Source organism: Clostridium sp. CM037 (assembly GCF_055081095.1).
Window position 1 is genome coordinate 3,821,538 of record NZ_CM143650.1, and the last position, 22,734, is coordinate 3,844,271.

Sequence of the window (22,734 nt, forward strand, 5' to 3'; positions counted from 1 at the left end):
TTTATTTTTAACCACTTAATAAAATAAGATACACGAAAGTTGTTCGTGTACCAAACTATTTTTAAAATTAAATTTTCAAGTTAAAAAGAGAAATTTGCGGCATATTAAACAATCTAAATGGTACCTTTGTATTTCCCAGTCCACTATTAACATATATTTTTGTTCCTCTATGGTTGTCTAATTTATAAAAGCCCTTGGTATATTTTTCTGATAATACATTTTTCTTTAGTGGACCATAAAAAGGAATGTATACTTGTCCACCATGGCTATGTCCACTAATAACTAAATCAACTGGATAATCACTATATTTGTCTACTAAATCTGGTTCATGTAACAATAATAAATTTACAGACTTATTGTTAATTCCGTTCATTGTTTTATCTACACTATGATTTCCCATTAACCCATCATCTGCTCCAAAAATTTTTATATGCTTATCCTTAAACACAATGCTTGTCCCATCATTTTTCAAAACCTTAAATCCACCTTTATTCATTATATTCTCATAGTATCTAACAGCCCCTCCACCATAGTCGTGATTACCGTATATAGCATATTTACCTATTTTACATTTTATTTGTTTAAGAACCTCTGCTATATTGTCAATCTCATTATATGTTGAAGCATTATCTATTAGATCACCTGTAAATACCACTATATCAGCATCTAATCCATTAATTTCTTGGACAACCTTCTCTAGCTGATTTAAGTTATAAAATTCTCCAAGATGCATATCTGTAATTTGCACTACCTTTAGCTTTTCCTCCCCATTTTTATTAATTGTAACATTATGCCTTTTTACAATTAATAAATTTCTTTCTATATAAGTTGTGTATACTCCTAATAAGCTTACAAATAATATTATCCAAATAGTAATTTTTCTTTTCACTTTCATTTTTTATCATATCCTTTATCCTTAGTTTTAAACTATTCTAACATTAACATAACTCTTCTATGTTACAGTAATGTTTCATGTCTTTATTGTTTAGTCCAAAAAAACTAGCTTAGTCCTTTATGGGGTATATTTAATTTTATTGTTTCCATCAAATATAATAAGGGATTTTGCGGCAATTTTTTCCCCTTCAACATTAACTTCCTTATTAGAAAAGTTAGCTATTACCTTTAAATCCTCTCCATATTTAGTCATTTGGACTAATCTATCCTTTGATAGAATCTTAAAATCTGTCATTTCCTTAGTAATTGCCTTTTTACTAAAATCAGACCATACCTTTGTATGTTTTACAATAACGGCTTTATTCTTATTCCATTCATTTTTATCAATATGATAAAGTGGTGGTACATTATATAAAACCTCATATAGCATTCTATTTTCTACTTCATCTTTTATTTTTAATGTACCCCAGCCCCACCAATGAGAAGTAATAACTGAATCATTATAAACTAACTTGTATAGTGGAATTGTATATGCGGTATCCATAAATAACTTCTTATACTTATCCTTTATAGGTATCTGCTTTGAAAATAACTCTGGCGCTCCTCCATTACTTGAATAATATCTTCCCACATAATATTTACTATCCTTATTTTTACTCATATCCTTATCCATCCATGAAAAAGATGGTGTTTCTATGCCATGAGCAAATGCTATAGATTTGCTTGCAAAATCATTTCCTCCTTCACTTCCAACTACCATATTAAACTGTTTTTGAAGGTATTCCATTCTTTCTATTCTTGCCTTTATATCTCCTGCTTCTGTTGTAGGATGCTCTTTAGAATAATCATCCACCACTTCTCCTGTTGCATCTGTATCTAAAAACCACGAATTAAACTTTAAACCAGTCTTTAAAATAGATGAACCTCGCTCATTTACACTTGGCATAGCAAGTGTTGGATTTAACTTTCTTCCAGCCCCTTGGAACCCCTCTATCTTTTTGCCCTCTTTATTGGTTACAGTAGCATTTTCATAAAGAGATGTATCAGAAAATTTCGCTGTTGACCACTTTTCTTGTCCTGGCTTATGAATTGAATGATAAGAATCATAAGTACCTATTAAATATCCCAATTCATTTGCTTTTTCAACTAATTCTGGCTTTAAAAAGCCTTCTTGAAAGTCGTCTAATCCAACCCACATTTTATCAATACCGGACTTTTTCATATCGTAAAGTACATTAACAGTATTAGCATCTGCCCATTTTTCAATAGGATCTGCTACATCTCCTAAAGATGATTTTAATAAACCTTTATTTAAATCTATTAATTCTACTGGGTTTAATTTATTTATTCCCTTATCTATTAACTCTTTACTTTTTTTATCTAAATTCGTAAACACCTTAGGATTATAAAACGCCTTTAACTGTATCACAGAATTAAAACCTTTTATAATTCTATTTTTTGTATATTTATCAACATAATCTGAAGAATCTAAATCATTAAAAGCAGTAGCGAGCTCTCCACCATCCTCAACCTTTGTTTTTAATAACTCCTGCATCCAAAGTTTTAGATCTTTTGGAATGCTTCCTTTTATCTTATCCCATTTAACATTTTCCTCAGATATTGCAGACCTATCCCAAAAATAAACATGTGGCGCTCCATAAAGCTTTTCAATATTTTTATTATCCTTAGCCTTATCCTCTAGAGATTTAAAGTTACCCTGCTTCACAATAAAATTTTTATAAGTTTTAGCTACATCTACTGGATTATTCTTAGTTAAATAAATTCTAAATCCATAATCCTTGTTTTTATTTATTGAAGGATATTCATGATTAAAAGTAAATTTAATATTTTCTTTAGTATCAAATTTAACTTCATTATTATAAGGATTGTTAATTGTATATAATAGCGAATAATTCTTTTTGCTTGCTGCAAAAAACTGCATAGAAAAAGACTCTAAAGTTTTCATTTCATTATCATTTAAATAGTCTTTCCATACTTTATCATCCTTTGGAATATACTTACCCTCATTTAATGGAAGCATATATCCTTCTCCTGTTACTTTTGGCCATGAAAATTTATTTTCACCATCCTTATTACTAGATTTTATAGATACATCTAAATACTTATCTTTCTTTTGAATTTCTACATCAATATTTTTCTTTTTATAACTCCAAGATATTTTATCTCCATTGTCCTTTAAGTTTGATACCTCCGTTTTTTCTAAAGGCTCAGATACTGTTTCCGTGATTCCATTAGATTCTACCGTTACCTTAAAGGTAACAGGTTCTACTTTAAACTTAAAATCTAAATTTTCAACCTTAGTATTCATTTTGTTATTAATCGGATTAACTTTATTATTACTTGAAATAGCTTTATTATTACAACCTGAAAACAATGTTGTTACAGTTATAGCTACTAAAACTAATGATATTCTTTTTTTCAACTAAATCACCTCATAAGTAAAATACGTGCACTCTCGGAAACTCTTAAGGTACTGCTAACTCTTGATTCATTTTGCTCAAAAATCAACTTCACCTCAAAAATTCGTGGTGCCTCATATTGTACGAATAACCTAGAAAATTTAAGCTATTCGTATTACTTTTAATCTTTTTTACTTAAACATTGTGAAATAAGACTTGACAGCTAGTAAAAATTCGCAAAATTAAATATGTATATTTTTTTACATTATTTCATTTGCGAGGAGTGTTTTTATGTTAACTGTTAAGGTTTCTCATTCTCAATATCAATATTTTCTTGAAACATTTTTAGAAAAATTCTATATTCAAACCAATCAACAAATCACTTTGTTTGAGCGTAGTTCACAAATAACTAAAATCTGGTCTACCGACCTAACCGGAATTGTCCCTCTAATAGAAAGTACTTACTCTAAATCTAATCAAGGGGCTCCGCCCAAAGATGCGGTAGCATTACTCAGGTCACTTATTATCATGGCTTATTGTAAAGAAACTAGTATATCATCTTGGGTAAAAACATTACGTTCAGACCCTTTCTATTCAATTTTATCTGGCTTTATACCCGCTTGCTATTCAGACTCTAAAGCCGAAGGCATACATGTTGACCGAATTCCTGGTGTAGGTACTTTTTATGATTTTATGGATAGGCTGATTCATAAGGATAAGATCCTTAATAAATCCAAACTGCGTAAAATTAAACGTAAACCACGTAAAAAACAAAAGAAAAACCAAAAGATGAATAACTCCAAGTCTGGTGTAGTTGACCGTTTAGTTAAAAGAATCTTAAAATATGATAATTCAAAGCTCCTTGACAGAAGCGAATCCAAAATGAACAACATACTTAAAGAATTATTTGTTATTCCTTCTTTATCAATGGGTATTTTGGGCGATCCTTCTAAACTAAATATTGCTGGCGACGGAACCTGTATGCCAACACAGGCTTCGCCTTACGGTAAAAAAGTTTGTGATTGCAAACTTAAACCAGGAGAACATTGTGACTGTTATCGAAAGTTTACCGACCCCAGTGCTAGCTGGGGTTGGGATAGCTTTAATGAACATTATTACTATGGTCATACCTATCACGGATTTACTGCCTGTGATAGCTTTTACAGCCTACCTATCCATATTAAATTTGTTAGCGCGGCACGCCATGATGCTGTTACTGGCGTTTATGCACTTAAAGAACTTGTGGATTTATATCCTGAAATTAAATTTCATTCTGTAGCCTTAGATTCTGCTTATGATGCTAATGCTTTTTATCTTTTATGCATGCATTATGGAATAAATCCTATTATTGATTTAAATTCACGTTCTTCAAAACCTTCATCAAATAGTGAATTTGTTAAACTTGATAAGAATGCTATTCCACACGGAACTGTTTGTGGACATCAGCTTCGTAATTGGGGAATTATTAGTAAACAATATAGACATAAATGGTTATTCCCAGTTCAATGTGAAAACTGTGAAAAATGTCCTATGAAAAGCAATAAATCTTATTACACTAAAACATTAGACAACCCAAGGTATTTCACTCCAATATTAAGAGGTTCAAAACAATGGAAATCTCTTTATAAAAGACGTTCAACTACTGAAAGATGTTGGGATAGAATAAATAACAATTTTCATGCTGAAGATGCAATTATTTATTCTGTTGGGTGTAGAATAACAAGGGTATTTCTTGGTGCATTTTGCTGTTTCATAGATGCTTGGGCATCAGAAAGATTAATAGCCCTTGCCGATATTTTCCCAACTCTTAAAAATATAGCTGCGTAATTTAAAATAAATTTCAATTCAATAACCAGCCTACGGCTTTTTTAAAATAGTGTATAAAAAAGTCTTTTTGTCATATCCGTAATTAATTCAAATATAACTTTTCATTCAAATAAGCACTTTTAATACTTAAATATGGAAATTGTTAATTATTGTTTTCCGACTATACTAAAAATACTATAGAAGTGTTACGCCAATGTTACAAAAAACTTTATTTAAAATATTATGTAAAATTCAATCTTATTCTGTTTTACATTAAATCCAAAGTCAAGATTATGTTTTTCTAATATTTTTTTCACTATAGATAACCCTAATCCCGTACCCGAAAGTTCCTTACTTCTTGATTTTTCAAGCACATAAAATGGTGTCCATACATTTTCTAAATCTTCTTTACTACTTTCTTCTAATCCATTTTTTATAGAAAACATTGTTTTATTATCTTCTTTGACTATTTCTACTTCTACCTCATTATTATTAGTATACTTTATAGCATTTGTAATTAAATTATTTAATACAATATCAATGCCTCCCTCATCTCCATAAACAATATATTCCTCATCTTTATTTATATTTGATATAAAATTTATGTTAGCCTCATCTATAAGTAGTTTATATTTTTTTAAAACACTACTAAACTTTTTCTCCAAACTAAAGTTAACTTTTTTTAATTCTTTTTTTTCAAGCTTTGACAAAAACAAAAGATTTTCTACTAAACTATCCATATGGTCTATTTGCTCATTAATTATTCCCATATATGTTCCATCATCTAAACCATCCTCAATTCCCTGTCCATACGCCTTTATTAAAGCTAATGGAGTTTTAACCTCATGAGCCATATCTGAAATTAAAGTCTTTAACTTTTCATTTTGAAAATTAATTTCCTTATGTGCCATCTCTAGGCTTTCGCTCATACTATTTATACTTATAGAAAGCTCTTCTATCTCATCATTTGTTTTAATTTCTTCTTTCCTGAAGTTTAAATTAGCAATATCCTTTGATAATTCTTTTATAAGTTCTAATGGTTTTATTATTTTTCTAGAAAAAAATCCAACTAAAATTATAATTAAAATCAAAGAAAATATATTTAAATATATATTAAACTTATTTATAATATCTATAGTTTCTCCCATGTATGGTAGCGGCATCGCTATAGCAAATATATACTTATCAATCTTTATAAACTTTGTTAGTACCTTATATTTTGTTACTCCTTGGTCATATATCTTATTTACACTTTTACTATCTAACTCACTTAAAGTATCTTCCGTAAGCCAAAATTTATTTAGCTTTATTTTATTTGAACTAAATTTAGTTATTAAATCCTCATTAATATTGTTAATGTCTCTACTCACCTCCGAATAAACTATGGTTACATCATTTTTCTTTTCTATTTCTTTTATATTTTTAAAAATATAATCTGTTTTTTTTCTGCTTATTTGCTCAGAAATCTGGTCTAATGCCCTTGTCTTTTTAAATATATAAAATCTATCAATAAAAAATACATTTATCACCATAGAAATTATAGTTGCAAAAATTGTGACTGACGCTATAGACAATGTGAACTTTTTACTTATTTTGATTTTCATCCGCCTCCATACTATAACCAATTCTTCTATAGGTTTTTATACTATCCTCACCTATTTTCACTCGGAGTCTTCTTATATTAGTATCCACTGTTCTATGATCTCCATCGTAATCCATTCCCCAAACTAAATCTATTAGCTTATCTCTAGATAAAATAATCCCCCTATTTCTAACAAGAGAAATCAAAAGATCATATTCTATTTTTGTTAATTTTAATATTTCTCCATTTTTATATACCCTTTTCTCATCTGTGTTTATTTTTATATTATTAATGCTTATCTCATCATCAAAGTTTATAAGCTTTTTCGCCCTTATTAAAAGTATTCTAGGATCAAAAGGCTTTTTTATATATTCATCGGCTCCACAATCTAATGCTTCAATTTCATCCTCATTTTGTGTTCTTGCAGTTAAAATTAATACCTTTGTATTACTATTTTCCTTAATATATTTACAAGCCTCAACTCCACTAACCTTTGGCATCATCCAATCCAAAATTGCCAAATCAATTTTATGTAAATGAAACAAATCTAAGGCTTCCTCTCCATCCTTTGCTGTAATTGCATTAAACCCTTCGTTTTGAAAATAAGCTGAAAGGATTTTTACCATTTGTTTCTCATCATCAGCAATTAGTATATTCAATTAAACCTCTCCTTTTAGCTACTAACTATTATAGTTTTTATTTAGATTATACCCAAAGATAAGTATTTTCTCTATAACATTTATAACTTCTACTCAATTGATATCGTGTTATATTCAAAAAACATAGCAAAGCATTAATAAGACTGCAATCCTTTAAACTTATTTTAAAGGATTGCAGCCTTGTTATATGGAACAATGTTAGCATTCACTGCCTTTTACAGCAATTCCTTAACTTAACTCAGTTCTTTTATTAAGCTTCTTCAAATATTGGAGCTTCTATAAGTGTAGCAAATATTAATTCATGGCAATGGTCATCAACGACATTAGTTCTAGCCTTTACAAAATGAACATGCCTACCACCGCCAACAGGTATTGCTAAACCTGAAGTTGCTTCAAATTCATGAAAGTGGTCAAAAAAATCTGTTCTTGATTTAACTTTATGCACATGCCCCCCTTGAACTGGTATTGCAGGACTTGACACTCCAGCAAATCTGTGATTATGAGCATCCTCACTATCTAATTCTGCTAATCTAGTACTTCCTAAGAATTCATGGTCGTGGAATTGTTTTTCTTTTTTACAACAGTTATCCTCATGCTTTTTTTCACAACCACAGTTATTTTCAATATTTGACATTAACATCACTCCTTTTTATCTTCAGTTACTATTGTATGTATCTTATTTAAAAAAAGAACTAAATGCAAAAAAATTCTTATGTATTTTATTTCTAACGCTCTCTATACTCTCCTAAAATAATTTAGTATAATTTTTTATACATTACAAATAATAATTTATAATATAAATCGTTTAGGAGGTCGATATGAAAAAAAATTTGTGTTTCATATTTATATTAATTTTTTTAACCTCTATCCTTGGATGTTCAAAATCTATTTCAAAACCTATACCCATAACAAAGAAAGAGTCCACAGTTAATAAACCTTACGGTAAGAGTATTCCAGTCCTAATGTACCACTCAATTACCTCTGGAAAAAGTGATTCCAATTCTCTTCCTATTGAAACGTTTAAGGAGCAAATGAAATACCTAGAAGATAACGGTTACCAGACTATAACGCTTACAGATTTATATAAGTACTTTATGAATCAGAAGCCTCTACCTGAAAAATCTGTAGTCCTTACTTTTGATGATGGCTATGAAAATAATTATACTGCTATGTTCCCTGTTCTAAAAGAATATAATTTTAAAGCAGCAATTTTTGTTATTACTTCTCATATTGATAAAGATCATGAATTTATGACATCCAAACAGCTTTTAGAAATGGATAAATACGGAGTAGATATAGAAAGCCATACCGTAAATCATGATAAGTTAAAATCACTTTCTAAGGACCAGCAACTAGAAACATTAATTCAATCTAAAAAAGATCTAGAAAAAATATTAAATAAAGAAATAAACTTCTTTGCCTACCCTGGTGGTGCGTACAACAAAAGTGCCATTGAGGCTGTGAACGAAGCTGGTTACAAAATGGCTTTCACCATTGATGGTAAGTCGTCTAGTTGGTCCTCTAAAAATGATGGTCTACTTTCCTTACACAGGGTAGATGTAAGTTCTTTTCAGGACCTGAATGCCTTTAAAACTGGAATTTCTAATGCTGATTATAAATCTTTATCTCAATAAAAACAACCATCTGGGCTCCAGATGGTTGTTTTTATTGTTATTTTACCCGGCCATCATTATAGAAAACTTTTCTTTTACTATCCATTAATATAATTAAATTTAAGCTTCCACATATACATTTTCTTCCTCTTTATGTTCAGATTGATTTTTAACAATCGCATTTACTAACTTTTCTCCATATGGAAGGCAAAATTGTATGCATGGACCTGTTAACAATGCAGATATTATTGTACCTATACCAAATACTCCACCGAGTGTAAATCCTGTTATTAAAAAGATAGCATCTAAGCTCATACGAACCCAACGATATTCTAAATTAGTTTTATCTTTTATTATAAATGGAATAATATCATTTGGTGCAACGCCTAGATTACTTGCAGAAAGTATAGAAAATCCAATTGCAATTAGAACACAGCCGAATACAACTAAAAGTATTTTTACACCAATATTTAAAGATTCAATCGGAAAAAATGAAACAGCCTTTACTCCAAGATCCATAATGGGGCCTACCCCCACCACGCATATAATTGTTCCTATATTAATACGCGTTCTTTCAACTAAAAGTATTATACAAACCACTACAAATAAAATAATCATATTGGCGCTTCCAGGTGTTTTCTTTAATAAAAATGCTAATCCTTGAGTGAATAAAGTAAACGGATCAGAACCAATATTAGTTTTTAAAAACAAAGCTACCCCGATCTGTATTATACTCATTCCTATAAAAAATAGGATTAGTCTTTTAATTAGATTTAATTTTTTTGTCATTTTTTCCATCCTTTGCCTTATATTTTATAGTTCTCTCTATAATATTTTCAAATTTTTATTATAAACTACCAAAAAGGTCAATTTTAATTATACAATGATACAAATTTATATACAAGTATATATTATTTATGTAATTGTTTGAAAAATATAGTTATATTAAGTATATTTTGAAATTGTTAAAGAATTAGTTGGCGTTTGTCTACGGTATAACGTAAACGAGCTAAAAAATGAGCATTTCTGCTTCTAGTCTCTCACAATATATTTGATAAGTTAGATATTTCTTCTTCATTCGAAAGTGTTGTAAAAGACAGTAATTTGGTAATTAACGACTTCTTGTCACACCACAATATAAGAATATAGTACATTGATTTTGTGCCCCTCTGGGACACTTTTCAGCCTAAAACATACATTTATGGGTTTATGCTTTTCTTAACGTACGAAATATCATTTTTACGTATCTTCCCCCAGATACAACGCAGTTTATAATAATTTACTATCTAATTTTCTTGCTGCACAATTTTATAATAAGTCTTGGCTGTCAATCCATCCGCATATTTCTTCACTGTTTGACGAATAATGTTATGTAATGAATATAACTCTAATTTTAAGTCAGAGGACAAATTCCCCAGCCTTATATAATGCAACACCATCTCTACATATTGTTCAATTTTAAATAGCTCCTGCTCCATAAGTTTTTTTTCTATACCTGCCTGCATAGACTGAATAATCATAGAAAAAGCAGCAATAGGGGTCTTTATTTGATGTGTCCACATTGTATAATAATCAACCATCTCACTTAATTTATTATCAGAGTTATATAATACTTCTGATTTTTCCTTATATATAGTTGTAATAATACTCTGGTAGTCTTTTTCTATTAAGGTCTTAGCCTTTGGTAGCTTATCCAGTTTAAATTGTATCCCACTGAGAATATCTTTAAGAATCATATGCTTATCATAATATATGCTAAAATCATAAAGGCTAAACAAAAAAGCTAATGTAGCTGATAGTAAGGTTGCATATAAAATAGGCTCTAATGGAAGATGATATAAAAAATATACACTGAAAAATATCATTATAAAAATCAAAAATTTAATAATTGTTTTTATTTTCTCCTTGCAATAGGAACTTGCAATAGTCCAAAGATAATTTTTTTTCATCTTAATCACCCACTATATATCCTATGCCTTTTTTTGTCTTAATAAAATCCCTAAGCCCTATATCCTCTAGCCTTTTTCGAAATCTAGTGACATTAACCGTTATAGTATTATCATCAATAAAACTATCACTTTCCCACAGCTTCCTCATAATCTCATCACGGGAAACAACCTTGTTTTTGTTTTCTAAAAGAATCTGTAATATCTTGAACTCATTTTTACTTAAATCCAACTTATGATTTTTATATGTAAAAGTCAGCTCTCCTAAATTAAGAACAGCTCCATCACTTTCTAAAATACTTACTTGTCCTTGAAAAGATTATTTATCCATTAATTTACTATACTAAATGTTATATGTATTTCAGTCAAGTTTTTCCGAGGCATCACCCATAATTTTATTGCAAATATATAATTGATGGAGCTACCGGGGTACAGGTAGGAATGGAACTAAAAACAGTTCTAATGACTTAATGTTGGTAAACATGATATAATTACTTTAATTATAAAATGATTATAAAAATATTAGGAGAAGTTAGGAGTTGAGAAAATGGTTCAATCGATTATCTACATAGCTCTAGTTGTGAAGGATTATGATGAGGCGATAGACTTTTATACGAAGAAACTTAATTTTACATTAATTGAAGATACCTATCAGCCAGAACAAGATAAACGTTGGGTAGTAGTATCTCCACCTGGATCGATCGGTACTACAATATTACTTGCAAAAGCATCTAAATCTGAGCAAGATTCATTTGTAGGTAACCAGACAGGTGGTAGAGTTTTTCTTTTTTTAAACACTGATGATTTTTGGAGAGATTATAATGAAATGATTTCAAGAGGAATAGAATTTGTGAGAGAACCAAAAGACCAATCTTATGGAATGGTTGCAGTATTTAAGGATTTATATGGGAACCTGTGGGATCTGCTTGAGATGAAAGAAGATCATCCGATTTTGAAACGAATTAAGTAACTGTTTGAATTCATTTCAACTATATAAACGGATAATAATCTATAAGATACTGTATTATTCCGCGCAGGAGATGATTTGATGACTGTTTTATTAGTAGATGCGCTTCCTACCGGAATCGCTCTATTAATGTCTATAATGAACACGAACATCAAGTTTTACTAAAATCCAAGCAATAACCGATATTATGAAACAACAAAGACATGTAATAGACACTCTGCGTAAATTTTGTATGTACGTAGGGATATGAGCATTAGGAACCAGACCTATCCTAACATTATATTTAATACCTTTTTCAGTGGTAATCTGTTTTCCAATATAATTAAAGGTATCCTTATGTTTATATTGAATATCTTTTGGATAAGAATATTTTAAATCCTTTAAATCCTTGTACCATACATCTTCACCACTTGGCACACGATACATTGTTACATCTGTAATTTTTCTTTTAGATTTATTAAATACTGTACTAATATTTTTATTTATATTATCTATATTATTTTGATTATATGAACCCATTATATTAAATATTTTATTGTTCCTCGCTAAGTATTGTCTTATAGAAAGTTCAGTTCCAATTACAGAAACGGAAAAAGATATTATGGTCATTATTAGAAATGATACTGCTACAATTAATGTTTTCTTTGCTTTCTTGTTTACGAATTTAAATATACCAAGTAATTCATTTTCAATTTGCGTTTCTTTCCCAAATCTTTTAATTGCAATTGAAATACTTTCATCTTCAGCCTTACCTTCTGATTTTAATTCTTCTACTATTTGCAGTAAATGATTTCTCATTTCATTTTTTAATATTTCAATTTCTTCTTTATTGCCACCTATATGCCTATAAACCGATTTAACATACCTATCAATTTGTTCCATGATTTATACCTCCCCATAAAATGTATCAATAATATTCTTGAAAAAGAGCCATTCATCCTTCTTATTTTTTAAATAATTAATACCTTGTTTAGTAATTTTATAGTATCTACGCCTTCCCCCACCACTTTCTGTATCATCCCAATATGGAGAAATTAGGGCGTTTTGTTCAAGTCTTTTTAATACAACATACATTGTTCCCTCTTTGATTTCAAATCTTTCTTGACTTGTATTTCTTATCTTTCTGGCAATATCATATCCGTATAAATCTTCACCTACTAAAAGGCTCAATATTATACTTTCAATGTATCCTTTTATCATCTCTTTATTCACTTCCAACTTTTGTCACCCCCTTAATACTATAATAGCATAAACTACTACACAGTGTAAAGTAGTATATGCTATAGAGTTTAGTAAAATAAAAAAAACATAGACTTAATTAGATCTATGTCAAATTAAAAGTAATTCAATTGTATTGTGATACTATCAAAATATCAATACACGCTTAATAAAGTAACCACCTATCTAATTAAAAATGTTACTAAACCTGCTCCCATTTCTGGTTTTCTGATTTCTTCTACAATTTTACCTCCATATTTATTTGTTTTTCTTATGTTTAATAATCCTCACAACAATAACTATAGCAATGATGACTACGATTCCTTCAAAGGCTGGCGACCACCATTGAATAGTTTGAATAATTCCTTTAGACACTCCTAAATTCAATAAAAAATTCTCCATATTTACCTCTCCTCCTATATTTCTTTATTTTATCTTTTGTTCAACAATGATTTGTTTTGCACTTTCGTAAGTTGCAATGAAGTACATGATATACAAAACGATAATAATTGCAAAACTTACCCCCATATTTAGCCCAATAGACATCTGAAAGAATGACTCCACTTCATTTAGTACGGATCTAGTAATAAACATAGATAAGACCATTGACATAATGAGTGGCACAATAAAGTAAAATCCAATCTGTAGAAATAATGTGCTACGAATCATTTTTCCATCTGCCCCCATATTTGCTAATGTGTGATATCGTTCTTTATTATCTTGCGTTTCGGTTAATTGTTGCAGTGCGAGTACTGCCAAACAAATTATAATAAGCACAAGACCAAAATAACTACATATGAATGCGACAACCCCAAATGTTCCAAAATAGAAGTCCTGCAGAACATCTTTTGTGGTATAGGTAATGCTTCCACCTACTATTGAATCAGACCATGCTTTAATCATCTGTGCGTTCAATAATTCTTTGTTCGCGTTCGCCTTATAAAGACCGTTTAAAAAATATGTCTCTGGTATTAACTTTGAAACAATTTCATCAGGTACAATAATTGTTCCCGGATCATTTGCGCCTATAGGAGCAAATGCTATAATTGTCTTGTTAAGGGGTTCTGCCCTTTGTGGTGTTAATTCTTGACCAGCAACCTTAATCTTCCCATGATTCTTTAAAAAATGATCTACATAAGGTATTGTGTTCTTATAGGTTGCATTTATAAGATATTGATTTTTAGATAAGCTAATCTGTTTCTCATTTTGAAGAGTCATCTGTTTATTAAACTCCGTCTCTGACATGAAGTTAATTTTAGATTCTGGCATATCCTTATCCGTAATGGATAATTTTACGACTTGCCCCTCAAATATATCTCCATAGGTATAATCCGTAACATATAGAATACTCTCACAATAATCCTTCAAATTTTCTTGCAAAATGACTCCATCTTTTTGGGATTTTTCTAGTGGAGTTACTTTATTCTTGCTTATAGGTAACAGAACGGTAACATCATAAGGAATAGATTTTTTCATCAGATTGTTAATTTGACCACTAATACTAAACCCTGAGCTAAGGACTACAAGCGAGCACAAAAGCAATCCACTAATAACTGTTATGACAAGATAATTTGTCTGAAGCTTGCTACCAATTTGTCTAAATAAGAATGTATTTAATCCATGAAAGTACATACGTTTATTTTTTTGAACAAATAATATCATTACACTAGAAGCAGTATAATAAAACAATAGAATACCAACCCCAATAAGCACCATAACTTTTGGTAACGCTTCTTTGCTAAGTCCAGTACTAAATAATATGTATATACCTAAAATCATACAAAATGCTGATGTAGCAAGTAATAAAATGAAATCCATTTATTATGAACTCTTAATTCTTGATTCTTTCTGTCTGCCGTTAATAAATCAATTAACTTTAATTTAAAAATCGAACGCGTGTTAACTATCATAACAACCCCAAAAATAATTGCAAAATTAATAATTGTCTCTTTTATAGCATTAACAGACAAAACCAACTGGAATGAAGATACATCTGTTGCAAATAAATTTAATGCTATTAGTGAAAGTCCTTGAGATAAAAGCACACCTATACCTAATCCAACTATTAAGAAAAAAATACCAACCAAAACAATTTCCCCCACAAAAATAGATGAAATGCGCCACTTGTCCATGCCGAGAGTCATATACATTCCCATTTCTTTTTTTCTTCTTTTCATAATAAACTGATTTGCGTATACTACAACAAAAGCAAGAATCACAGCAATAAATTTTGATAGAATTCCTATATATTGATTCATAGTATCGGTCATCATTTTCATTGCAGAAGATAATTTGCTTAATCCTGGCTGAGATGCTATTGAATTAAACGCATAAAACAAACTAACCGCCAGTGCCAATGTTAAAAAGTAGACCACATAGTCTTTAATACTCCTACGTACATTTTTAAAAACAAGTTTAAAAAACATTATCACTCTCACCTCCTAAAACAGAAACAACTTCCATGATGCTATTAAAGAAGGTTTTTCGATCATGACTGCCTTTATATAACTCATTGAATATTTTTCCATCCTTAATAAAAATGATTCTTTTACAAAAGCTTGCATTATACGCATCATGAGTTACCATAAGAATTGTGGCCTCTTGATTACGATTTAAATCTTCCAAACTTTTTAATAGCATTTTTGCAGATTTACTGTCAAGCGCTCCTGTTGGTTCATCTGCTAAAAGTAAAGATGGATGAGCCACCATAGCACGAGCTGCTGCCACTCTTTGTTGCTGTCCTCCAGACATTTCATAAGGATACTTATTAAGTATTTTCTCTATATTTAAAGCCAAAGCTACATTATCTATTTCTTGTTTCATTTTATTCACAGGACAATGATTAATGGACAATGCTAATGAGATGTTTTCATATGCTGTCAATGTGTCCAATAAATTATAATCTTGAAATATAAATCCCAATTTTTCACGACGAAATTTGGAAAGCTTACTTCCACCTAAAAGAGTGATATCTTCTTCGTCTACATATACATGTCCTGATGTAATAGTATCAATGGTAGAAATACAGTTAAGTAATGTGCTTTTTCCGCTTCCACTAGAACCCATTATTCCCAAAAATTCACCCTTATTAACTTCAAAAGAAATGCCATTTAAGGCATGTGTAACTTTCCCTTTATTCCCATATACTTTTTCAATATCTTTAACTTTTAAAATCGTATTAATATTCATCGTTATCGCTCCTTTTCTCTCTCTTACACTACTTTATCATCTTTCTATTTTTCAAACTATCGATTAACCTTACCGTAGCATTACCATTTTGTAAGGTTAATCATCAATTGCATTGCTGTAACCAGCACCGTAAGTGATGATTGGGCTACTCTACTCCTTGCCATTATAACGAATATTATGTACAATATACCATATAATTCATTATAATTGTCGTATATGCAAAGTACTTCAATATAATATTGTGGTATCGTTTATTATATTTATATCGAAGAGGAGACTGTAAAATGAAGATATTTATCATAGAGGATGATCCAACAATTTCTAGGGAGCTAAAGAGTTTCCTCTCTAAATATGGTTATGAGTGTTTTGATAGCAATGATTTTGAAAATATTATTGAAATTGTATTACATTCAAAATCTAATTTAATACTTTTGGATTTAAATTTACCTTATCAGGACGGGTTCCACGTATGCCGTGAAATACGCAAACAATCTCCTGTTCCTATGCAGAAACACACCAATAGACGAATTGCTAAGCTTAAACATTGGAGCTGATGATTTTATCACTAAACCTTATAATCTTCAAATATTACTAGCTCATATTCAGTCTGTGTTAAAAAGAACCACCGATAATCCTGAGAGTATCTTACTTAGCCATAAAGACCTAACCGTAGATGTTTTAAAAAGCAAAATGATCTATGATGGCGGGGAAGTAGACTTATCAAAAAATGAGTTAGGTATAATTCGATTGCTCATACTGAATAAGGGCAATATAATTTCAAGGGATGATCTTATGAATGAGCTATGGCAAAATGGGGATTATGTTGATGAAAATACCTTGAATGTCAATATTGCAAGGCTTAGACGGAAACTTAAGTCTTTTGGCTTAACCGATTATTTAATTACAAAACGCGGTCAAGGGTATCAGATATGAGTGTCATAAATTATCTTAAAGAAAAATCAATTCAAATTATTCTTGTACTTTTATCCTATGTTATTAGTACTGGCATACTATACCTGTTTAATGTTAAAAGTGCTATTATTATTTTCATTTGTGGTATATTGCTTTTCTGTTATATTTCTGGATTATGCTTTGACTATTACAGAATGAAGCATTTTTACAGCGAACTGCTTTTAATTTTTCAAAATCTTGATGAAAAGACATATATCACTGATATTGTTGAAGCACCGCATTTTTTTAGTGGTCAGGTTTTTTATCAGATTTTGAAAGACTCAACAAAGGTCATGAATGATAATATCGCAAGCTTTAAAATATCACAGCGGAACTATCACGATTATATTGAATTATGGGTGCATGAAATCAAAACACCTATTACGGCAATCAATTTGATTATAGCAAATAACAAATCACCTATATCGCATCAAATACAATCTGAAATTGATCGAATTGAAGGTTATGTTGAGCAAACACTTTACTATGCCAGAAGTAATACGCTTTATGAAGATTATCAGATAGAGACGACTCGTCTCTCATCCATAGTCAATAGCACAATAAAAAGCTGCTCAATGAGTATCATACGAATGAGTGGCAAAATACAAATGAAAGATTTGGAATTAGATGTAACAACTGACCCTAAATGGATTATGTTTATTTTGAAACAACTCATTGATAATGCAATCAAGTATCGAAGTGATAACCTAATAATTTCATTTTATACGAGGCAAGTAGTATCAGGCACCATTCTGCATGTTCATGATAACGGCATAGGCATTCCCCCTGAGGATATGCCTCGCGTTTTTGATAGAGGATTTACTGGACATCATGGTAGATCATATATGAAATCCACGGGAATGGGACTTTATCTATGTAAAATACTATGCAAAAAATTAGGATTAGATATAACCGTTCAGTTTTCTGAACCTTCTGGAACTACAATGATGATTTTCTTTCCTAATAAACTGAAAATATTTGACGAGTAGTAACCTTTAGGGGTTCTTCCTCAAAGTATCCTGAGGTTACTATGATGTAAAATAAAATACAACTAAAAAATAGATAGAGCATCATAGAATACTATGTGCCTACCTATTTTCTATGAACAATATTGAGCTAATTTATATCTAATGTATTTTCGCTCCAAAAGGTATGAGCCCAAGTTGAGCAAATTTAAAATGCTGAAGTCCAAAAGGTATTCCTACAATTGTTATACAAAATATCACACCTGTAATGAGGTGCGCTATGGCAAGTTCCCATCCTAAAAAAATAATCCAGATAACATTAAAAATCAATCCTCCAACACCAAAATTACCAAGCTCTATTTCTTTTTCAAAAGGCCACAATACAAATATTGAAATCTTAAAACATTGAATACCAAACGGTATTCCAACAATTGTAACGCATAAAATTAGACCTGATAAAAACCATGCAATAGCTGAAATGATTCCACCAAATAATAGCCAAATAATATTACCTATAAAATTCATTATCCATCTCCATTCTTATTATATTCATAAAAATCTTTAAATCGAATACTTATTTATAAATAGATTTCTATTTCTGTACCACGTCCGAGCTCACTTAGCACCCTAATTTCTCCATCATGTGCTTTTACTATGTCCCTCGCAATAGCCATTCCAAGTCCCGAACCTTCATGTCCTTTCCCGGTATTTGCACCTCTGTAATATCTTTCAAATATAAGGTTTAGTTCTTCCGGTCTTATTCCTTTTCCGTTATCACTTATAACAATTTTTAAGTTATCCTTCTTTTCAACCAATACTTTTATATTTACGCCTTCTTTATTATGAACTATTGCATTATATACCAAGTTTTTTATAGTCCTCATTATTAGAATATTATCCACAAAAGCTTCTATAACCTCATTATCACAAGCAAAGTCAATATCTACATTAGCATTCTTAGGATCGTTTAGTATATCAATTACAGCATTTCGTGCCAAGCTAACCATATTTACTTTTTTCTTATTTAGCCTTAATACCTTATTTTTTAATCTTGTTGTTAAATTTAAATCGTCTACTAGCTCTTTTATATAATTAGACTTGCTCTCTATTATTTTTGAATACTGATTTATCTCTTCTTTTGATAAATCATACTCATCACTACTTAAAATTTCCGCATATCCTTTTATAGATACCAGCGGTGTCTTAATATCATGTGACATATTTGAAATCCATTCTTCTCTCATTTGATCAAGTTTTTTTCTTTCTATTTCATTACTTCTAAGCGTTAATGAAAGATTGTTTAAGTTCCTATAGACCCCAGTGTATATTCCCTTTTCCGATAAATTCAAATTATATTTTCCATCCGATAATATTAGAACTCCATTTATTATGTTACTTACAGGTCTAGTTAGTTTTCTTGAGAATAAATATGCAAAAAATAATGCAATTAATGCATCTAATATTAAAATACTGTAAATATATTTACCTATAATTGCTACAAAATTATTATTCTTAATAGTAATTACTTGTCTTTGAATCTTATCCCGCGGAAATCCTATTATATAACTGTATTTACTTCCTTCTATTTGTTTTTCACCCATGAAAATAGTTGCTAATGTTTTTTCATCTGCATATTTGTATTGATTAATCAATTCAAAAGGAGTATAACTTTTTTTTATACTATCTGGCTTTTTATAACTATATATTTCACTACTTTGCTCATCTAATATCTGTATCCATATATTGTTATTATCCAAGCTAGATTTTCCATCATTATCTATATATACAGTTTCTTTATTCCCTACAATATATTCACTAAAATTTCTAGTGTAATCCTCTACCCCTAAACTTTCTAATTTCCCCTTTATTAAAGTGCTTTTTGTCTCATTATTATAAATTATAAAAGAAAAAACTGTAATAATATTTATAATCATTACGATTATAACTACAGAAACCACAGTTGCCATGAATCTTGCCATCAATTTCCATTTCATATCTATTCATCCTTTACAACAAATTTGTACCCAAGACCCTTAATATTAACTATATATTTTGGCATTGAAGGATTATCCTCTATTTTTTCTCTGAGTCTCCTTATGTGAACCATAATTGTATTGTCAAACCCTATATAATCTTCTCCCCAAACCCCACTACAAATTTTTTCCTTGCTAAGAATTTGGTTCGGATTTTTTGCAAAGTATGCTACCATCTTAAATTCTTTTGGTTTTAACTCTATTAATTCCCCATTTTTTTTAAGCTCTACCTTTTCCTCATTTAATTCAAAGGGTCCAAAAACTATGATTTTGCACTTTTGATCAGGCTCTTCACCAATGTAATTATTTCTTCTTAGATGAGCCTTAACCCTATATGCAACCTCTTTTGGACTAAAAGGCTTTGTAATATAGTCATCAGCCCCTAAAGCAAATCCTAATATCCTATCTAGCTCTTCTGTTTTAGCCGACATAAACAAAATTGGTGTTCTAGAAGTACTCCTTATTTCTTTGCATACTTCATACCCATCTCTATCTGGCATCATTATATCCAAAAGAATAATATCTGGGTTTATTCGTATTACTATATCTAATGCTTCTTTTGCCGCTGATGCAGTGTATATATTTTCAAAACCTTCTTTTCTAAGCACAGTAGATAAAAGTCTTAATATATCCTCTTCATCATCAACTATTAATATTTTACTTTTATTAATTGAATTGTTCATAATTACCACCTCTTATATTATCACCTAAATGTTCCATATTAAATATTTCAGAAGACTAAACAATTATTAATTGTTTAGTCTTCTGAAATATCTTTGTATTTCTTACTTATATAATACCATAGAAACTATCTTGTCATATTTTTTATTCCTTTATAAATGATTTGTAAGTAAGCTTCGGTAAAAATATAAAACAAGCAATAACTATTGCTATTTGAATCATAATCAATGAGATTGGAACTTGATATTTTATTAATTCCATAGACATCATTCCCCAAAGTGGATTTACCCCAAAATATTTTGCGTACACCCCTTGCGATAATAAACCACTTAGTATATATGGCACCCCCATAAGCAATCCCCCAAAAACAAAAGGTATAGAAGCTGATTTACTTATTGCTGATAAATATAATCCTAACTGTGAGAAAAAGAACGAACCTATTATAACTGTTATTATAAGTATAATCATCATTTGCAATACAGTTATGTTTGTGCCACTATTTCCAAAATACCAAACTTTTTTTAATGGTAAATCTAGCCCTTTAAAATTAGATTTTATTAATCCATCTATACATACTGTAAGTACTATTGATAGATTACCTATTGATGTTGCTATTCCAGCCCCAATGGATTTTGCCATTACAACCTTTTTCTTTCCATTTTGGGTTGTATTTATAAGTTCATTCATATTAGAACTATATTCAAGGGTATATACAGCTGAAATTATCATAAAGGTTATTAGTCCTATTAATGGCACGATCCCAGAAATTTTACTAAATACATCTGCCCAAACCTCTACGCTTTCACCTGGCCTAATTAAAATTTTACTAAATAAAAGCAAAACAATCCAAGTTATTATAATGCTAGGTTTTAATAACATTTTTCTTATTTCTGATTTGATAAGAATTCCCATAAGTTACACCTCCCTAGTGTTTTCTAAATCAAAGTAAAACATATACACATCCTCGAAACTTGGCTCTATGCTTTCAGCTGATGCATATAAAGGCATTTTATCGCTTACTACTCTTAGCTGCGTAGAATCTGCCCCCCTTTGCATGTTGACCACTTTATAATCTCTTTGTATATCCATAATTTCATTTTCTTTATTCGTTGTAATCTTGTATACTTTTCCAGTCATGCCCGATAATATATCTTTATGATTTCCTTTTATTATAACGCTACCGTTTTTAATCATTATAGTTTCTCTTGCTACTGCTTCTATATCTGAAATAATATGAGTTGAAAGTATTATTATTTTGTCCTTTGATATTTCAGCTATAAGGTTTCTAAATCTTGCTCTTTCTTGTGGATCCAGGCCTGCTGTTGGTTCATCTAGTACAACTACTTTAGGATCATTTAATAATACTTGTGCAATTCCAACTCTTCTTTTCATCCCACCTGAAAATTTACCAACTGCCTTGTTTCTAACCTCATATAAGCCAACAAGGTTTAGTAGTTCATCAATTTTTTCAGATGCACTATTTTTGTCTATTCCTTTTAATGCAGCCACGTATTTCAAAAATTGCTTTGCTGTAAAATTTTTATATGCACCAAATTCTTGTGGCAGATATCCAATAATATTTCTATACTCATCCTCTTTATCGTAAATACTTTTCCCATTATAAATAATTTCTCCACTAGTAGGTTTTGTTAATGTTACTATTTGTTTCATTAGTGTAGTTTTACCCGCTCCATTTGGTCCTAAAAGTCCATATACACCATTTTCTAAAGTAAGTGTTATATTATTATTTGCATTCTTTTTTCCAAAGGTTTTTGTTAATTTTTTTATTTCAAGCTTGTTCATAATTATT

Annotated in this window: 22 protein-coding genes and 2 pseudogenes; 5 read left to right on the forward strand and 19 right to left on the reverse strand. The window is 30.0% G+C overall.

The features are described from left to right. Positions 1-67 precede the first annotated feature (67 nt). Both ACWJKP_RS18330 and ACWJKP_RS18335 read right to left on the reverse strand, forming a co-directional pair. Positions 68-895, reverse strand: a complete 828-nt coding sequence (locus tag ACWJKP_RS18330) for a metallophosphoesterase (RefSeq protein WP_165414312.1) — start codon at positions 893-895, stop codon at positions 68-70. Positions 896-1,012: 117 nt separating this feature from the next. Beyond that, complete coding sequence (locus tag ACWJKP_RS18335; protein WP_187351451.1) at positions 1,013-3,337, reverse strand: glycoside hydrolase; 2,325 nt, start codon at positions 3,335-3,337, stop codon at positions 1,013-1,015. 268 nt (positions 3,338-3,605) lie between these two features. Between ACWJKP_RS18335 and ACWJKP_RS18340 the strand changes: the two genes are divergently transcribed. Then, positions 3,606-5,141, forward strand: a complete 1,536-nt coding sequence (locus ACWJKP_RS18340; protein ID WP_224578784.1) for a transposase — start codon at positions 3,606-3,608, stop codon at positions 5,139-5,141. 212 nt (positions 5,142-5,353) lie between these two features. Here ACWJKP_RS18340 and ACWJKP_RS18345 read toward each other — a convergent pair whose 3' ends face one another. From ACWJKP_RS18345 to ACWJKP_RS18355, 3 genes are all read right to left on the reverse strand, one after another. Then, positions 5,354-6,724, reverse strand: coding sequence for a HAMP domain-containing sensor histidine kinase (locus ACWJKP_RS18345; RefSeq protein ID WP_165414313.1), 1,371 nt, complete (start codon positions 6,722-6,724; stop codon positions 5,354-5,356). Continuing rightward, on the reverse strand, positions 6,705-7,361 hold the full coding sequence (locus tag ACWJKP_RS18350) for a response regulator transcription factor (RefSeq protein WP_165414314.1): 657 nt from the start codon (positions 7,359-7,361) through the stop codon (positions 6,705-6,707). The genes ACWJKP_RS18345 and ACWJKP_RS18350 overlap by 20 nt, the downstream gene beginning before the upstream one ends. Positions 7,362-7,611: 250 nt before the next feature. Continuing rightward, positions 7,612-7,995 (reverse strand): YmaF family protein, encoded by a 384-nt coding sequence (locus ACWJKP_RS18355; protein WP_165414315.1) that lies wholly within the window; start codon positions 7,993-7,995, stop codon positions 7,612-7,614. Between the two features lie 184 nt (positions 7,996-8,179). On the opposite strand from ACWJKP_RS18355, the gene ACWJKP_RS18360 reads away from it, so the two are divergent. Further along, positions 8,180-8,995: a polysaccharide deacetylase family protein gene (locus tag ACWJKP_RS18360; protein WP_165414316.1), complete on the forward strand. Its 816-nt coding sequence runs from the start codon at positions 8,180-8,182 to the stop codon at positions 8,993-8,995. A 99-nt stretch (positions 8,996-9,094) separates the two neighbouring features. Here ACWJKP_RS18360 and ACWJKP_RS18365 read toward each other — a convergent pair whose 3' ends face one another. The 3 genes and pseudogenes from ACWJKP_RS18365 to ACWJKP_RS18375 all read right to left on the reverse strand — a co-directional run. Next, the gene (locus ACWJKP_RS18365) at positions 9,095-9,763 is read right to left on the reverse strand and encodes a YczE/YyaS/YitT family protein (protein WP_165414317.1); all 669 of its coding nucleotides are present in this window, start codon (positions 9,761-9,763) and stop codon (positions 9,095-9,097) included. 497 nt (positions 9,764-10,260) lie between these two features. Then, the gene (locus ACWJKP_RS18370) at positions 10,261-10,923 is read right to left on the reverse strand and encodes a HAMP domain-containing histidine kinase (RefSeq protein ID WP_165414318.1); all 663 of its coding nucleotides are present in this window, start codon (positions 10,921-10,923) and stop codon (positions 10,261-10,263) included. Position 10,924: 1 nt separating this feature from the next. Continuing rightward, positions 10,925-11,239, reverse strand: a pseudogene (locus ACWJKP_RS18375) (winged helix-turn-helix domain-containing protein); the annotation flags it as partial. Between the two features lie 228 nt (positions 11,240-11,467). Between ACWJKP_RS18375 and ACWJKP_RS18380 the strand changes: the two are divergent. Beyond that, positions 11,468-11,890, forward strand: a complete 423-nt coding sequence (locus ACWJKP_RS18380) for a VOC family protein (protein ID WP_165414319.1) — start codon at positions 11,468-11,470, stop codon at positions 11,888-11,890. Between the two features lie 123 nt (positions 11,891-12,013). On the opposite strand, the gene ACWJKP_RS18385 is transcribed toward ACWJKP_RS18380, so the two are convergent. From ACWJKP_RS18385 to ACWJKP_RS18410, 6 genes are all read right to left on the reverse strand, one after another. Further along, positions 12,014-12,769 (reverse strand): permease prefix domain 1-containing protein, encoded by a 756-nt coding sequence (locus ACWJKP_RS18385; protein WP_165414320.1) that lies wholly within the window; start codon positions 12,767-12,769, stop codon positions 12,014-12,016. A gap of 3 nt (positions 12,770-12,772) precedes the next feature. Further along, complete coding sequence (locus ACWJKP_RS18390) at positions 12,773-13,105, reverse strand: PadR family transcriptional regulator (RefSeq protein ID WP_165414321.1); 333 nt, start codon at positions 13,103-13,105, stop codon at positions 12,773-12,775. Positions 13,106-13,363: 258 nt separating this feature from the next. Then, positions 13,364-13,507: a hypothetical protein gene (locus ACWJKP_RS18395; RefSeq protein ID WP_165414322.1), complete on the reverse strand. Its 144-nt coding sequence runs from the start codon at positions 13,505-13,507 to the stop codon at positions 13,364-13,366. Positions 13,508-13,531: 24 nt separating this feature from the next. Continuing rightward, complete coding sequence (locus ACWJKP_RS18400) at positions 13,532-14,923, reverse strand: FtsX-like permease family protein (RefSeq protein ID WP_202881887.1); 1,392 nt, start codon at positions 14,921-14,923, stop codon at positions 13,532-13,534. Then, positions 14,881-15,531, reverse strand: coding sequence for an FtsX-like permease family protein (locus tag ACWJKP_RS18405; protein WP_202881888.1), 651 nt, complete (start codon positions 15,529-15,531; stop codon positions 14,881-14,883). The genes ACWJKP_RS18400 and ACWJKP_RS18405 overlap by 43 nt, the downstream gene beginning before the upstream one ends. Beyond that, a complete protein-coding gene (locus tag ACWJKP_RS18410) occupies positions 15,521-16,294 on the reverse strand; it encodes an ABC transporter ATP-binding protein (RefSeq protein WP_187351452.1) in 774 nt (257 codons plus the stop codon). The genes ACWJKP_RS18405 and ACWJKP_RS18410 overlap by 11 nt, the downstream gene beginning before the upstream one ends. 284 nt (positions 16,295-16,578) lie before the next feature. Here ACWJKP_RS18410 and ACWJKP_RS18415 point away from each other — a divergent pair. After that, positions 16,579-17,227, forward strand: a pseudogene (locus tag ACWJKP_RS18415) (response regulator transcription factor). Next, the gene (locus ACWJKP_RS18420; protein ID WP_165413586.1) at positions 17,224-18,234 is read left to right on the forward strand and encodes a sensor histidine kinase; all 1,011 of its coding nucleotides are present in this window, start codon (positions 17,224-17,226) and stop codon (positions 18,232-18,234) included. The pseudogene ACWJKP_RS18415 and the gene ACWJKP_RS18420 overlap by 4 nt, the downstream one beginning before the upstream one ends. Before the next feature lie 138 nt (positions 18,235-18,372). Here the strand turns inward: ACWJKP_RS18420 and ACWJKP_RS18425 are convergent, their stop codons facing one another. The 5 genes from ACWJKP_RS18425 to ACWJKP_RS18445 form a co-directional block, all read right to left on the reverse strand. Next, a complete protein-coding gene (locus ACWJKP_RS18425; RefSeq protein ID WP_165413585.1) occupies positions 18,373-18,735 on the reverse strand; it encodes a YccF domain-containing protein in 363 nt (120 codons plus the stop codon). Between the two features lie 53 nt (positions 18,736-18,788). After that, positions 18,789-20,204: a HAMP domain-containing sensor histidine kinase gene (locus ACWJKP_RS18430; protein ID WP_165413584.1), complete on the reverse strand. Its 1,416-nt coding sequence runs from the start codon at positions 20,202-20,204 to the stop codon at positions 18,789-18,791. 2 nt (positions 20,205-20,206) lie between these two features. Continuing rightward, positions 20,207-20,926: a response regulator transcription factor gene (locus ACWJKP_RS18435; protein ID WP_165413583.1), complete on the reverse strand. Its 720-nt coding sequence runs from the start codon at positions 20,924-20,926 to the stop codon at positions 20,207-20,209. A 142-nt stretch (positions 20,927-21,068) separates the two neighbouring features. Further along, entirely contained in the window at positions 21,069-21,836 is a 768-nt protein-coding gene (locus ACWJKP_RS18440) for a hypothetical protein (RefSeq protein WP_165413582.1), read from the reverse strand. 3 nt (positions 21,837-21,839) lie between these two features. After that, entirely contained in the window at positions 21,840-22,727 is an 888-nt protein-coding gene (locus ACWJKP_RS18445; RefSeq protein WP_165413581.1) for an ABC transporter ATP-binding protein, read from the reverse strand. Positions 22,728-22,734 lie beyond the last annotated feature (7 nt).

What these genes read in the sequence shown, in the direction of transcription:
- ACWJKP_RS18435 (WP_165413583.1), bottom strand. Translation starts at nt 20,926, where the DNA reads ATGAACAATTCAATTAATAAAAGTAAAATATTAATAGTTGATGATGAA.
- ACWJKP_RS18430 (WP_165413584.1), bottom strand. Translation starts at nt 20,204, where the DNA reads ATGAAATGGAAATTGATGGCAAGATTCATGGCAACTGTGGTTTCTGTA.
- ACWJKP_RS18355 (WP_165414315.1), bottom strand. Translation starts at nt 7,995, where the DNA reads ATGTCAAATATTGAAAATAACTGTGGTTGTGAAAAAAAGCATGAGGAT.
- ACWJKP_RS18440 (WP_165413582.1), bottom strand. Translation starts at nt 21,836, where the DNA reads ATGGGAATTCTTATCAAATCAGAAATAAGAAAAATGTTATTAAAACCT.
- ACWJKP_RS18395 (WP_165414322.1), bottom strand. Translation starts at nt 13,507, where the DNA reads ATGGAGAATTTTTTATTGAATTTAGGAGTGTCTAAAGGAATTATTCAA.
- ACWJKP_RS18365 (WP_165414317.1), bottom strand. Translation starts at nt 9,763, where the DNA reads ATGACAAAAAAATTAAATCTAATTAAAAGACTAATCCTATTTTTTATA.
- ACWJKP_RS18340 (WP_224578784.1), top strand. Translation starts at nt 3,606, where the DNA reads ATGTTAACTGTTAAGGTTTCTCATTCTCAATATCAATATTTTCTTGAA.
- ACWJKP_RS18380 (WP_165414319.1), top strand. Translation starts at nt 11,468, where the DNA reads ATGGTTCAATCGATTATCTACATAGCTCTAGTTGTGAAGGATTATGAT.
- ACWJKP_RS18410 (WP_187351452.1), bottom strand. Translation starts at nt 16,294, where the DNA reads ATGAATATTAATACGATTTTAAAAGTTAAAGATATTGAAAAAGTATAT.
- ACWJKP_RS18370 (WP_165414318.1), bottom strand. Translation starts at nt 10,923, where the DNA reads ATGAAAAAAAATTATCTTTGGACTATTGCAAGTTCCTATTGCAAGGAG.
- ACWJKP_RS18360 (WP_165414316.1), top strand. Translation starts at nt 8,180, where the DNA reads ATGAAAAAAAATTTGTGTTTCATATTTATATTAATTTTTTTAACCTCT.
- ACWJKP_RS18345 (WP_165414313.1), bottom strand. Translation starts at nt 6,724, where the DNA reads ATGAAAATCAAAATAAGTAAAAAGTTCACATTGTCTATAGCGTCAGTC.
- ACWJKP_RS18400 (WP_202881887.1), bottom strand. Translation starts at nt 14,923, where the DNA reads ATGGATTTCATTTTATTACTTGCTACATCAGCATTTTGTATGATTTTA.
- ACWJKP_RS18330 (WP_165414312.1), bottom strand. Translation starts at nt 895, where the DNA reads ATGAAAGTGAAAAGAAAAATTACTATTTGGATAATATTATTTGTAAGC.
- ACWJKP_RS18385 (WP_165414320.1), bottom strand. Translation starts at nt 12,769, where the DNA reads ATGGAACAAATTGATAGGTATGTTAAATCGGTTTATAGGCATATAGGT.
- ACWJKP_RS18405 (WP_202881888.1), bottom strand. Translation starts at nt 15,531, where the DNA reads ATGTTTTTTAAACTTGTTTTTAAAAATGTACGTAGGAGTATTAAAGAC.
- ACWJKP_RS18425 (WP_165413585.1), bottom strand. Translation starts at nt 18,735, where the DNA reads ATGAATTTTATAGGTAATATTATTTGGCTATTATTTGGTGGAATCATT.
- ACWJKP_RS18445 (WP_165413581.1), bottom strand. Translation starts at nt 22,727, where the DNA reads ATGAACAAGCTTGAAATAAAAAAATTAACAAAAACCTTTGGAAAAAAG.
- ACWJKP_RS18420 (WP_165413586.1), top strand. Translation starts at nt 17,224, where the DNA reads ATGAGTGTCATAAATTATCTTAAAGAAAAATCAATTCAAATTATTCTT.